Source organism: Bdellovibrio sp. (assembly GCF_036384735.1).
GTDB lineage: Bacteria > Bdellovibrionota > Bdellovibrionia > Bdellovibrionales > Bdellovibrionaceae > Bdellovibrio.
In genome coordinates this window covers 1-12,140 of the sequence record NZ_DASVLT010000041.1, presented here as the reverse complement: position 1 = coordinate 12,140, position 12,140 = coordinate 1, and the positions used below count along the sequence as shown (strand labels likewise).

Sequence of the window (12,140 nt, the reverse complement as noted above, 5' to 3'; positions counted from 1 at the left end):
TAAATCGTGCTAGTCTTTCACCTGAAGACATAGTCCTTTTCTCCTCTTAAAATTTAGCTCGTAACCAAATCTTAATTGGAAATTAGGGCTTATGCCTTCATTTTTGACTCACTGTCTCCCACCATAAAGGGGGAAGAACCTTTTTTTCCTTCTTGAGCTATAATTGTATCCACGATGTTGGGAATTGTTTCTTCCACAGTGAACTTGGCTTCCGGCCCTCCCATATCTGTTTTGATCCAGCCCGGAGCCATCAAAACCAACGAACGATCTTGTGCTCTTCGCGCGGCGAAACTTCTCATGAGTGTGTTTAAAGCGGCCTTGCTTGCTCGGTACACTTCGAATCCACCAGTCTCATTATCCGCCACGCTGCCTTGACCTGAAGACATCACACCGATGGTGCCTCCTGGAATCACATTATCTGCCAGCTGCTCAACAACTCGCATGACAGATAAAGCATTTGTCACCATGACCCGGGTGAACTCTTCCGTAGAGACCTCACCGATAGTTTCATAGCGTGCGTTTGCGACCCCTGCATTTACAAAAAGAAGATCGAACGTTTTATTTTTCAGATGCGCTTTCAAGGCAATGATTTGATCGACGTTCGTGATATCCACCGACTCAATTTCCAACATCCCTTTTGCCTGATTCGCAAGTTCATGGAGCTTTGTGGGTTTATTTCCGCGAACGGTTCCGACAACTTTCCATCCACGTTTTAAAAACTCTTGCGCCAGTGAAAAGCCAAGACCTCGAGAAGCGCCAACAATCAGCGCTGTTTTTTCGGCAGACATACAATCACCTCTGGAATAGAGATTACAAGAACACTCTCAGCCCTACAATTAGATAATGTCGATCAAGTTTACTTGCCTCCCATGCAAAGTGCCAGACAACATGCGCCCCGGCCTTATCTGATTGAGTTCCTCTCGCTTGCAACTACTTACGCTTTGTATAGAATAGAATTCGGTCTCTAACTTCTAACGAGGAGCTTTTCATGCCGAAATCCAAAGACACACCGATCAATCCTGAATTGGACTTGGTCCTGGAGAAAATTGTTCCTCTGACAAGACAAGAAATGTTCAAGGCATGGACTACGGCCTCAACTATGAAAGACTGGTTCTGTCCTCGACCGTGGAAGACAACAGAGGTGCGTCTTGGTCTTTATCCCGGCGGTGAATTCTACGCGAACATGCAATCCCCGGAAGGACAAAATTTTCCTAACAGCGGTTGCGTGCTTGAAGTCGTAGAAAACGAACGTCTTGTTTGGACAGATTCTTTAACAGAAGGATTTCGTCCCTCTGCAAACTCATTTATGACTGCGATTTTAACATTTGAGGATCACCCTCAAGGAACGAAGTATACGGCACGCGCTTGTCACAAAAGTGCAGAAGACCGGAAGCGCCACGAAGAGATGGGCTTTTTACAAGGATGGTCGACCGTTGTTGATCAGCTTATTGCATCTGTGAAAAAGAAATAGTCTTCAAAAAAAGGATTTTCGTATGTTGAAAATTATTGGAATCGTTATTGTCATTTTGATTATCGTATTTGTTATCTTTGTCTCAACACGTCCCGCTCATTTTCAATATGAGCGCAGCGGAATAATCAACGCTTCCGTTGATAAAATTTTTCCTTACTTGAGCACATTTGAAGGCGGTCACAAGTGGTCTCCTTACGAGCGCATGGACCCCAACATGAAAACAAAAATCATCGGTCCTGATGGTCAAGTTGGAACTGTGATGGAGTTTGAGGGGAACCGCGACGCTGGCTCGGGGAAACTGGAATTTTTGAAAATCACCGCACCGACAGAAGTGAATTTAAAGCTCACAATGATCAAGCCATTCCCTGCTGAAAACTTGATTGTATATCACTTAAGCGCCAATGAAGGCGGAGGCACAAAATTCACTTGGTCGATGTCTGGCGATAACGGATTTCTTGGCAAGATGATGGTTGTTTTCATCGACTGTGAAAAATTGATTGGCGGTCAGATGGAACAAGGAATTAAAAATCTTAAAGAAGTTGTTGAGAAATAGAACAGCAGACATTCTCTATGACTGGGCTGCTCGGAAAAAATCTACAAGCAGCCTTGTTTTATTTAGACCTCAGCCCTTCGCCTTAAAGCTCGTAGTGCAATCGGAAACCAAAAATAGAAGCAGGCCCGCGATCTTGGTTGTATGCGGGATTTGCTACGAATTGATAATCGATAGAGGCCTGCGCATTCTTAGTGACCTTCAATAGATAATAAGTCTCGATGATTTTCTCGGAAGCATATTTTAATTTTCCATCGCCAATAATAAATCCGTAACCACCGGCAGCTAAGTAATCTCTATGATCTTCAGAGATATCGTTCACGATCACAGCCGCACCTAAAGTGTCTTCGAAATTTTTAAAGGCATGGGGAATCCAAGAAAGCCCCAGGGTGATACTTTGATCAATCTCGGTAAAAGCCCAAGATTCACGTTTGCCGTCATTCCATGAGATGCGAGAGAACATCCCTAAATCCGTGGTCAACTTTTGCTCCAATGACATCCCAAAACCCGTCTTCGTCGAATAAGATCTTGTGGTTGTCACATCTTTCGATGCCGCTGGAGCATTCAAAGCGTCCTGATAACTGCCCATAAATGCATTATTATTAAACACCAACAAACGAATGACGCCCGGAAGATTTTGACCGTAACGATACTCAAACTCCAGATTATCCCCGTGAGCCTTAGACAGATTCATGTCGTAGTTCATCTCGTTGGCACTCTCAGGCTCTAAAACGCGGGCAAACCTAATAGCAAAGTCTTGCTGATTGTATTCAAGATAAATACCCCACGTATAACCCCGAGTATCGGCGGCATAATCCCACGCTCCGTAATCCATCAAGGCCCAGTTCAAAAACTGCGTCCGAGGATCATGACTGTAACTGTTGTTATCAAAAAAATCATTTAGCGCAAATTTCCCCAGAACAAACGAAAGACGTTGAACACTATATGACGTTTCGATCTGATTAACCCCTGATGGGATTTTTTCAACAGCATCTCCAATTCCGAATACCTTCTTATAGTAAAGACGAGCAGCATTCCAAGTAGGAGCCGAATTGTCGACCCTGTAAATCTCTCCGTTAGAGAAGCCGGCAATACCACGGGTCTGACTCAGACCACTGCCGCCTGCAAGTTCGGGATTGAAATAAAACTCTCCCCATTGATTAAGATTAGCCCCTAAGAAGAATGTGGCGGTGATGCTAGTTTGAGCATCCTCGTGACTGATCAAGCTATTCCTTCCCTCGTAGGGACTAGTAAAAGGAAAATGCCCTTGTGTAACGGTTGTTGCCTGCGCATGAAAGGAGATCTCATCACTGAACAAGGAGCTTGATGGACGAACCTCTTGGGCCAACGCGCCAAGGTTAAAAAGGGACACAACCAAAACGAAAATTAATTTAAATTTCATAAATACAAATACTTTACTTAAAAATTAAAAGACCACCGACTGCAGCCTGCCTGCCCGTCGGTCTGGCAATGGATAATTATAAGACTGGGATAACTCTAACCAACGAAAGATCGAGAGCGAGAGTTATTAATGGTCGGAAGAGGGTCATCATCCATATAAATCTCCTTCTCGTTCATGTGAAATAAAAGTAATTCGGAATAACGCCGTTCATTTCCTTTGGCAATAATTTTCTCTGCGTCCATTTCTAGGCCTGGGGCTGTATATGCAGCACTCGACGATGGATCGATCAAGTTAGTTTTCTGTCTGCCTCATTCAAGATTGTGTTTTAAGATGGGGGCAGCCACTCATTCCCAGAGATTTTTGTGTAATGTTATCGCAATAATCACGTAACGTGACTGAATGGAGCTTTTAAAGTTTCTTAGGTTATCACTATCCTTAAAAAAGGTTCACTTATGAGTCGCATGCTAAAGCCCGGGCTTTTATTTCTAGGTATTGCTTTCAGCTGCTTATTTTTCTACACACTGACTTTGCATAACGATCACGTGCAAATCCTTTTAAAGGCGTTCAAGTACATAGACACCGGAGTTCTTACCAACTTCGGCAATGCCGGAACCGGTGTCGGTTTTGTTCCGGGCAGTTTTTTGACCGTGATCACAGCCCTGCCTATGAGCTGGTACTTTTCGCCTTACTCTGCGATGTTTGTGATTCTCGTTTTCCATCTCGTCTCACTTCTGCTTTTTTCGAATGTCTTAAAGGAAAACTTCGGACCCATCGTCGTCGTAGATTTCCTTTTGCTTTATTGGCTAAGCCCTTGGCGAGTGGAACAATCGGAGCTTTATAACCCCGCATATCTGTTTTTATTTTCAGCCATGCATTTCTATACATCCTATTACATGACGAAAAAAAGTTTTTGGCTGACCTTCTTTCACGTGATAGCGATCGGATTCTGTGCCCAAATTCACTACTCAGTTCTGATGCTGGCCATTCTTTCTTTGGGGCTTTATTATTTCCGTTTTGTTAAGGTCAACTGGTATGGTTTTTTTGCGGGCTGTGCCGTTGTCATCGCAAGTCTTATTCCTTATCTGATCGAATACTCAACTCAACAAAAATTGACGGTCACTTTAAATAAAGATTCACACAGTTTTATCGCCAGAAATTTGATTCTCGTCTATCCTGTTCTGAAAGGGATCACTTACTGGATACGATATGGAGCGATTTCTTATGGTCGTCATATTTTCAGCGAAATTAACTTTGCGTGGATGAACGAGGGATTTTTACAAAAAGCCGTCTCTGTCTCTTTTCATTCTTTGAAATGGGTCTTCTCGATTATCACCTTGTTATGGAGTGCAAAAATTCAAGGTCAAACATTTCTTAAAATTTGGAAAACAGAACATCCATTTCAAAGAGATGCTGTCGATCGCACGCAAGTTGTCAAAGAGGAGCGAATCAATCTCTATGCATTCTATCTTTTCTTCGCCATGCTTTTAGCCGTTGCTCTTTCACCAGTAGAACTGAATCACTGGCATTTAATTTTATGTTTTCCGGTCATCACCGTACTGATGACGCTCGGCTTTTCCAAACTAAGAACCAAACTACCCCCTAGGAAATTTCAATGGATCTTTGCATCGGTTCTGATCGTATTTTGCCTCTTTGATATCCTGGGGGCTCTAGGGAGTCGATCCCACTCTGCCCATTCTAATTTCCATCAAGAAGTCATGACTCTTTATCGTGAATACGAAAAGGATTCCGCGAATAAGTTAAATACAAACTATCAAGCGTGGCATCATTATAGCCTCGACAACTAGAATCAAATGCGCTAATAAAATCCTCCTTTTGGAGGGTTTTTGTGCGTTTAATTACTTCACTTCTGTTCATTGGTTTGCTTGCCTGCACCACGGCAAAAGCCGCGGAAAGTCAATTTAGCTTCACATACACCACAGACTTGCTTCCGCAGGGCGCGAAAGAAGTCGAACAGTGGCTAACTTGGCGCACAAAAAAACAATCCGGAACCTTTGACATGATTGAAGGCAAGACAGCGTTTGAATACGGTCTCACTGATGACTTTCAACTAGCTCTCTATGCCTCTTACGCTTGGACACAAGCTTATCATAACGGTCCCAACGGAGCGACGACGCCGCCCGAACAATTTTCCATGGATAACCCAGGTGCTGATGAACACTACACATCAACTCGTCTCCTTGGAGTTTCTGCAGAGGCTATCTATCGTCTGTTGAGCCCTTACAAAGACGGCATCGGTGTCGCTCTTTATGTAGAGCCCACAATTGGCGAAAAATTCCTCGAGCTTGAAAACCGCCTTATTCTTCAAAAAAACTTTTTTGATGACACACTGACATTGGCTTTCAACTTCACATATGCGCCCGAGTTCCGCTTGGTGCCGTCTGAGACGCCCAATACACCTGACGAGTGGAATATGGAAACAGACGTGAACTACAGCTTAGCGATGTCTTATCGCTTCACTTCCAACTGGTGGGTTGGCGCTGAGTTCGTCAACGAGCAAGAGCGAAACAGTCTTAATTTTATAGATATGGCCAACGACGCTTATTATCTAGGTCCCAACATTCACTACGGCGCAAAATCTTATTTTGTGACTTTCACAGCTCTTGCACAAATGCCATGGTCTAAAGAGCATGTTTCAACAACACCAGGAGTTGTCGTCGACGGTTACAACTTGGACGTGGATAACGAACGATATCGTTTACGTGCAAAAATTGGATTCTACTTTTAAATAAAAAAGCCCAGCAAAAATGCTGGGCTTTTTTTTACTAACGAGCAGTTCGCTCTTTAAATTTATTTTCGAAAACAGAATAAAGAATCGGCAGAACAATCAAAGTTAAAATCGTGGAGGATATAATTCCTCCGATCACGACGGACGCCAAGGGTCTTTGCACCTCAGCTCCAATCCCTTGAGAGAGCATCATTGGTAAAAAACCAAAGATCGCAACAAGAGCCGTCATCAGCACAGGCCTCAGTCGAATCAAGGCCCCTGTAATAACAAGTTCTTTTCCTGACCTTCCCTCTGTCTTTAAATGATTGAAGTAATTCACCAAAACCACTCCATTCAAAACTGCGATTCCAGACAGGGCAATAAAACCAATTCCCGCTGAAATGCTAAAAGGTAAGCCGTTAGCAATAAGCCCTAAAACTCCACCGACCAAGGCGAAGGGAATACACGAGAAAATCAATGCTGTTTGCCCGACGCTTCTAAAAGCCGCATAAATCATCAACAGAACCAGGATCAATGCAATCGGTGTTAATACCAATAATCTACTGCGCGCTTCTTGCAAGTTTTTGAAGTTACCACCCCATTGCAAATAGTATCCTTGGGGCAGCTTTATGTTCTGTTCAACGATCTTCTTTGCCTCGTTCACAAAACCTTCGGTATCTCGACCACGAAGATTGATCAAAACTGCAGAACGACGAGCCGAATCCTCGCGATTGATGGATCCAAAGGTTTCGGAAAATCGCGACGTTGCCAGATTTGACAATGGCGTTGTCGAATTCGCCCCCAATGCCACTGGCAAATTTCGAATCGTCTGCAAATCAGATCGATCTTTTTCTGCAAGACGAATGACAATGGGATACTTTCTTTCGCTCTCATAAAGATATCCCGCATCCTGCCCGCCAATAGCAATGGCAATGGTGCTCAGAACGTCTGCGGAATTAGCACCATATTTTCTTAATGCCCCTTCAATGGGTTCAATTTTTAAGACGGGACTTGTTCCGGCAAGATCCACTTCAACATCCCCCGCCCCGGGTACTTTTGCGACAACTTCTTGAATTTCCTTGGCCAGATTCATATTGGTTTGCAAGTCCGGACCAAAGACTTTCACCGAAACGTCGGCCCTTGTTCCCTCGAGAAGTTCGTTAAAGCGCATTTGAATCGGCTGAGAAGCTAAATAATTTTGTCCAGGCAACTCCTTTTCCAAGCGAGCTACAATCGCATTTACCAAAGACTCATAATTATGATCTTTCCCATCGTGGGATTTTGGCCACTGAGATTTATCCTTTAGCATGATGTAAGTGTCCGAGATATTAACACCCATGGGATCTGTTGCGACTTCACCAGTTCCAATACGCGAAAAGACATCGCGCACTTCAGGAAACTCCTTGATGATCGCATCAGCCTTCGTTTGAAAAGTGATCGATTGATCCAGGCTGATATTGACAGGCCTGATCATATGAAAAGCAAATGAGCCCTCACTGAGTTGAGGCAAAAACTCGGCACCACGAATTGCAAAAAGCCCCGCCCCGATAACTATGGCTATTACAGACCCGGCAATTGCTGCTTTACGATGTCTTAGGCTGAGCTCCAAAATCGGTTCATAGATTTTATGAACCCATGCCATGAGTCTTGGTTCTTTATCTTCAGCGTTTCCTTTTAAAATTAAAGAGGCCAATGCCGGTGCCGTTGTAAATGAAAGTACCAGCGCAGATGCCACGGCGATCGCGAATGTTGCAGCCATCGGCGTAAACATCTTTCCCTCGACGCCGGTCAATGCAAAAATAGGAAGAAATACGGCAATGACAATCAATTCCCCGAAACCAGCGGCCACTCTCACTTCAACGGCTGCTTCATAGACCGCCGCCTGAACTTCATCTGCATTCAACGAGCGTCCTAATAATTTTCTTTTCTCGTGGATATAGCGAACACAGTTATCTATTAAAATAACAGTACCGTCCACAATGATACCGAAGTCCAGAGCTCCCAGGCTCATTAAGTTTCCGGAAAACCCTAGCGGTTTCATTATCAAAAATGTCGCCAATAGCGAAAGAGGAATCGTAAACGCCGTAATGACAGCCGCTCGCATATTTCCAATCAATAAGAACAGAACAATAATAACAAGAGTAGCCCCCATTATAAGATTGTGTTCCACCGTTCCAAGCGTCGCGTTCACCAAGTCAGAACGATTGTAGACAACCTTCATTTCGATTCCGCTAGGCAAAGTCTTTTGAATCTCGTCCACTTTGTCTTTTACTTTGGTTGAAATAGTTCTGCTGTTTTCCCCAAGTAACATCATCACAGTTCCTAATACTGTTTCTCTGCCGTTATGGGTTGCGGCGCCAGTTCTAAGCTCTTTTCCCAAGGTCACATTTGCTATGTCTTTCAACCGGATCACGCGGAAGGAATCCAATTGCTTCACTGACACATTCTCAATGTCTTGAATGGATTTAAAAAGGCCTACTCCTTGAACTAAAAACTGCTCTGCACTTTGAGAGATATACCCGCCGCCAACATTTCGATTTACTTTTTCAAGTGCACTCACAACTTCATCAAAGTGCACACCAAAGGAAGACATCTTTTTGATATCAGGGTGAACATGATACTGTTTTTCAAATCCTCCGTTGGTATTAACTTCTGCGACCCCTTCAACGGTTAACAGGCGCGGTTTCACAAACCACTCTTGAAGCGACTTTAATTCCATCATCTGCTTCAACCGTAATCCCGGATCTGTCTCAGGATTTTTATAATCTAGTGTGTACTGAAAAATCTCTCCAAGACCTGTGGATACCGGTCCCAGCTTCGCTTCCGCACCTCGAGGCAGTTCAGCAAGAACTCCTTGTAAACGCTCTGTAACCATTTGTCTTGCTCGATAAATCTCGACTGAGTCCTTAAAAACAACCGTTACCTGCGATATGCCAAAACGTGTGATGGATCGAACTTCTTGCACTCCCGCAATCCCTCTCATCGAAGATTCCACGGGAAACGTGATCGAACGTTCAATTTCTTCCGGAGCAAGCCCATCAATCGTTGTATTGATCTGAACCTGGTTATTTGTGATATCCGGTACGGCATCAATCGGAAGACTTTGAAAGGCATAAAGCCCCGCCAAGGCCAATGCGACAGTAAATACAAGAACAATGATCCGATTATAGACTGAAAAATGAATGATTTTATTTATCATATAAATTCCTTAGTGTCCGTGCTCTTGTGAAGCATCGCCAGTTGCAGCAAGTTCCGCGATTCTAAGAAATCCAATTCCTTCGATGACGACTTCGTCGTCTTTTTGAAGATCTTTCGATTGAACTTTCACAAAATCACCGGAGCACTCCAAAAGACTAAAATCCACACGCTTATAAAAACCGTGGCGTAGACGATAAAGATTGGTCTCTTCGCCCGAAGATAAAACAGCAGTGGCTGGAATTCTCCAAAAAGGACCGCTTGATAGTTTTAGTGTCTTTAAATCGAAATTCTTTAAGGCTTCTTGAGACAACTTGAATCCCTCCGAGTCACTAACTTCAGTGATTCCCTTATCTGGCCCTATCTTAGTTCCAGCCTGCTCATCTTCATTTGCATGACTTAACGAACTCAAAATAAAAACAGCTATAAACACTTTTGCGATTTTCATAATGAAGTCCCCAAAACTTTCCCATCCATAAACTCAAGACTCAATAGCGTCTCAAGAGCTTTTATCTGATGCTCGTTTCTTGTTTTCTGTAATTCAAAGATAGATCGATGAGCCTCTATGACTAATGAACTAGGAACGAGTCCCTTTAAGAAAAGAGTTTCCACTTTCTTGTGTCTTTGATCCAATACTTCAGTTGTCGGAGAAACTGACAATGCCGCCACCTCTTTAGAGTACAAATCGCCAAGACGTTTTCTTTCCAATTCAAGCTGGTGCAAAATAAGTTGTCGCTTCTTTTCAGCAGCCTCAACTGAGACCTGAGCCGCTCGTCGGCCAGCCCCATTCAGGTTGAAAACTGGAAGAGGCGCGCTAATACTGAGCCCCCACTGCTGAAGATCTCGACCTGAATCCTTTATGAATTTCGCAGAAGGCCCCACGCTTAGAATCGGATAAGCATGAGCTTCTTCCTGAGATAAGACCGCCTTGGCACTTTCAATGTCCAAAATAGAAGGGGTCAAAAGAGGTGAATTCTCAAGATTCACCGAATGTCCCGCTTGAGGCCAAACGAAAGAGGCCATGGAAACTTTATTTATCTGATCCACTGACATTCCCACCGCGACTTCGAAATAGGAATTCAACACTCCAAGTTCTTCAGAGAACCCGATTTTTTTTAAGCCATACTCATCTTTAGCCATTTTGAATACGGTCAATGAAACTTCTTGCTCCGGAGATCTTGCAGGACGTGACTCATATTGTTTCACCAGCTTAGAAAACGTAGAAATCGATTCATCTATCACGGACAGCTCTTCGTTGATTTGCTTGAGCCGAAATAGCTTCAACAGAACTTCCCGTCGAGTTTGAGCCTTTGCGAACGTGAGTTCATAACGGGCCTTCATTTCTTCAGCACTTGCCACAGACTTCCTTGAAGATCGTCGTCCGCCCCATTCAATGGGAAACAAAAGAGACACATCGGTCTCACTATTATTTGTAGAGCCGAAATTTTCTGACACAGATTGAAGAGAAAGCTCCGGATTCAAGAATTGAGTGGCAATATCTATCTGCGAGCTTTTCTCTTTCAATGAATTTTCAGCATTGATCACACGGGGCGCACGGCTCTCAGCACACTCGAGAATTTCCTTATAATTTGCAATAGCATTGCAGACACTTTGCCCCCGCGCTGTACTCACCGCACAAATGAGGACAAGCGAAAGCAGTGCCTTTTTTAAAAAAGACATACATGCACCTTCTGGTACGAATTATTTTTTATTTAATTGAATTACTAAAAAGAAGGCCTAGGAAAGCTTCGGAGGCGGAAAGATTCCGTCTAAAACAAGATTCTTAAAATAGACCTGACGTATAAAGTATTGAGTTTTAAATTCGCCCTTGAAAACCGGAGCAACAAATTCTGCAACAATCAACTTAGCGCAGTGACCAAGGTGACAAAAACCCTGGTCACAGGGGTCTGATGCATCTGCCTTGCTGTGGTGACTAGTTTCATACTGAACCTGAGCAATAGAGGAAGAGCTTTGAGAAATATCAGAATATTTGGATTCGACATGAAACGAAATAGAATTCCCTACTAAAATAAGTAGAAGAAAAAAAGCAATAAACAGGACTGTCGGTTTTCCAAAACAAATCTGCTTCACAAAGCTATGTTATCGAGAATTGAAAAAAGAAACAAGCTTTCCCAAAATAACTCATTCCTTTAACACGTTAGTTGCAGGGCACTTGCAAATAGCTGCCCAATTCCATTATGAAGAGGCAGAGCTAAGTCCGCCTCTTTTGGTATTAGTGGGTAAACACGAGGGCCAGTACTCCAGAAAGCATCACCACCCCAGCACTGAAGACTGGCGCCTTCGAAGAAAGCCAGTGAAACCGTCCCGTATTTTGCAGCTTACTCAATCCCATCACGACAATCAGACCAATTCCCACAAGTGTTATTGCAAGCCCAATACTGAAACCCGCGACAGCAAGAAGACCCGATGCAACTTGTCCAATTGAAAGAGCTAAAAGCATCACAGTGATAGATGCGGGACAAGGAATCATTCCACCGGCCGCACCAAAGGTCATAATTTGCCAGAGTGTGGGACGTTCACCGTTTTTTGCATATTCAGGCATCGCCTGGGCATGGGCTCTCGCATGCTCGTCATCCGTCATCAGGTCGTGATCGTGTTCCTCATGCGAATGAGCGTGACTGTGATGATGATGGTGATCAGCCGCATGACTATGATGGTGATCGTGGTGATGTCCCTTTACCCTTTGTCCCGTTCGACGTAGCTGTCTTAAGCGTTTGAACATCATCCAAGCGCCTAAAATAATGACGACAACACCGCTACCTAATTGCAAATACCG

The 12,140-nt window shown here is 43.7% G+C and carries 11 protein-coding genes; 4 read left to right on the top strand and 7 right to left on the bottom strand.

Annotation, left to right across the window (positions count from 1 at the left end; all coding sequences use genetic code 11):
- Window positions 1-89: 89 nt before the first annotated feature.
- On the bottom strand, window positions 90-788 hold the full coding sequence (locus VF412_RS11860) for an SDR family NAD(P)-dependent oxidoreductase (RefSeq protein ID WP_331339459.1): 699 nt from the start codon (window positions 786-788) through the stop codon (window positions 90-92).
- 200 nt (window positions 789-988) lie between these two features.
- Between VF412_RS11860 and VF412_RS11855 the strand changes: the two genes are divergently transcribed.
- Window positions 989-1,471 (top strand): SRPBCC family protein, encoded by a 483-nt coding sequence (locus VF412_RS11855; protein ID WP_331339458.1) that lies wholly within the window; start codon window positions 989-991, stop codon window positions 1,469-1,471.
- A 22-nt stretch (window positions 1,472-1,493) separates the two neighbouring features.
- On the top strand, window positions 1,494-2,024 hold the full coding sequence (locus tag VF412_RS11850) for an SRPBCC family protein (protein WP_331339457.1): 531 nt from the start codon (window positions 1,494-1,496) through the stop codon (window positions 2,022-2,024).
- A gap of 82 nt (window positions 2,025-2,106) precedes the next feature.
- Here the strand turns inward: VF412_RS11850 and VF412_RS11845 are convergent, their stop codons facing one another.
- Window positions 2,107-3,423, bottom strand: coding sequence for a carbohydrate porin (locus VF412_RS11845; RefSeq protein WP_331339456.1), 1,317 nt, complete (start codon window positions 3,421-3,423; stop codon window positions 2,107-2,109).
- 452 nt (window positions 3,424-3,875) lie between these two features.
- On the opposite strand from VF412_RS11845, the gene VF412_RS11840 reads away from it, so the two are divergent.
- A complete protein-coding gene (locus VF412_RS11840; protein WP_331339455.1) occupies window positions 3,876-5,228 on the top strand; it encodes a hypothetical protein in 1,353 nt (450 codons plus the stop codon).
- A 41-nt stretch (window positions 5,229-5,269) separates the two neighbouring features.
- Window positions 5,270-6,169, top strand: coding sequence for a DUF6662 family protein (locus VF412_RS11835; RefSeq protein WP_331339454.1), 900 nt, complete (start codon window positions 5,270-5,272; stop codon window positions 6,167-6,169).
- Between the two features lie 37 nt (window positions 6,170-6,206).
- Here the strand turns inward: VF412_RS11835 and VF412_RS11830 are convergent, their stop codons facing one another.
- The 5 genes from VF412_RS11830 to VF412_RS11810 form a co-directional block, all read right to left on the bottom strand.
- Window positions 6,207-9,347, bottom strand: coding sequence for a CusA/CzcA family heavy metal efflux RND transporter (locus VF412_RS11830; RefSeq protein ID WP_331339453.1), 3,141 nt, complete (start codon window positions 9,345-9,347; stop codon window positions 6,207-6,209).
- A gap of 9 nt (window positions 9,348-9,356) precedes the next feature.
- Window positions 9,357-9,791 carry a hypothetical protein gene (locus tag VF412_RS11825; protein WP_331339452.1) on the bottom strand — a complete coding sequence of 145 codons (435 nt, stop codon included), beginning with the start codon at window positions 9,789-9,791 and terminating at the stop codon, window positions 9,357-9,359.
- Entirely contained in the window at window positions 9,788-11,023 is a 1,236-nt protein-coding gene (locus VF412_RS11820) for a TolC family protein (protein WP_331339451.1), read from the bottom strand. Before VF412_RS11820 ends, VF412_RS11825 begins: the two co-directional genes overlap by 4 nt.
- Before the next feature lie 57 nt (window positions 11,024-11,080).
- On the bottom strand, window positions 11,081-11,434 hold the full coding sequence (locus VF412_RS11815; RefSeq protein ID WP_331339450.1) for a hypothetical protein: 354 nt from the start codon (window positions 11,432-11,434) through the stop codon (window positions 11,081-11,083).
- A 142-nt stretch (window positions 11,435-11,576) separates the two neighbouring features.
- Window positions 11,577-12,140, bottom strand: a 564-nt coding sequence (locus tag VF412_RS11810) for a sulfite exporter TauE/SafE family protein (RefSeq protein WP_331339449.1), incomplete at its 5' end; no start/stop codon positions are given.

Coding starts and splice junctions, on each gene's coding strand:
- VF412_RS11850 (WP_331339457.1), top strand. CDS start 1,494: ATGTTGAAAATTATTGGAATCGTTATTGTCATTTTGATTATCGTATTT.
- VF412_RS11820 (WP_331339451.1), bottom strand. CDS start 11,023: ATGTCTTTTTTAAAAAAGGCACTGCTTTCGCTTGTCCTCATTTGTGCG.
- VF412_RS11830 (WP_331339453.1), bottom strand. CDS start 9,347: ATGATAAATAAAATCATTCATTTTTCAGTCTATAATCGGATCATTGTT.
- VF412_RS11840 (WP_331339455.1), top strand. CDS start 3,876: ATGAGTCGCATGCTAAAGCCCGGGCTTTTATTTCTAGGTATTGCTTTC.
- VF412_RS11855 (WP_331339458.1), top strand. CDS start 989: ATGCCGAAATCCAAAGACACACCGATCAATCCTGAATTGGACTTGGTC.
- VF412_RS11825 (WP_331339452.1), bottom strand. CDS start 9,791: ATGAAAATCGCAAAAGTGTTTATAGCTGTTTTTATTTTGAGTTCGTTA.
- VF412_RS11845 (WP_331339456.1), bottom strand. CDS start 3,423: ATGAAATTTAAATTAATTTTCGTTTTGGTTGTGTCCCTTTTTAACCTT.
- VF412_RS11860 (WP_331339459.1), bottom strand. CDS start 788: ATGTCTGCCGAAAAAACAGCGCTGATTGTTGGCGCTTCTCGAGGTCTT.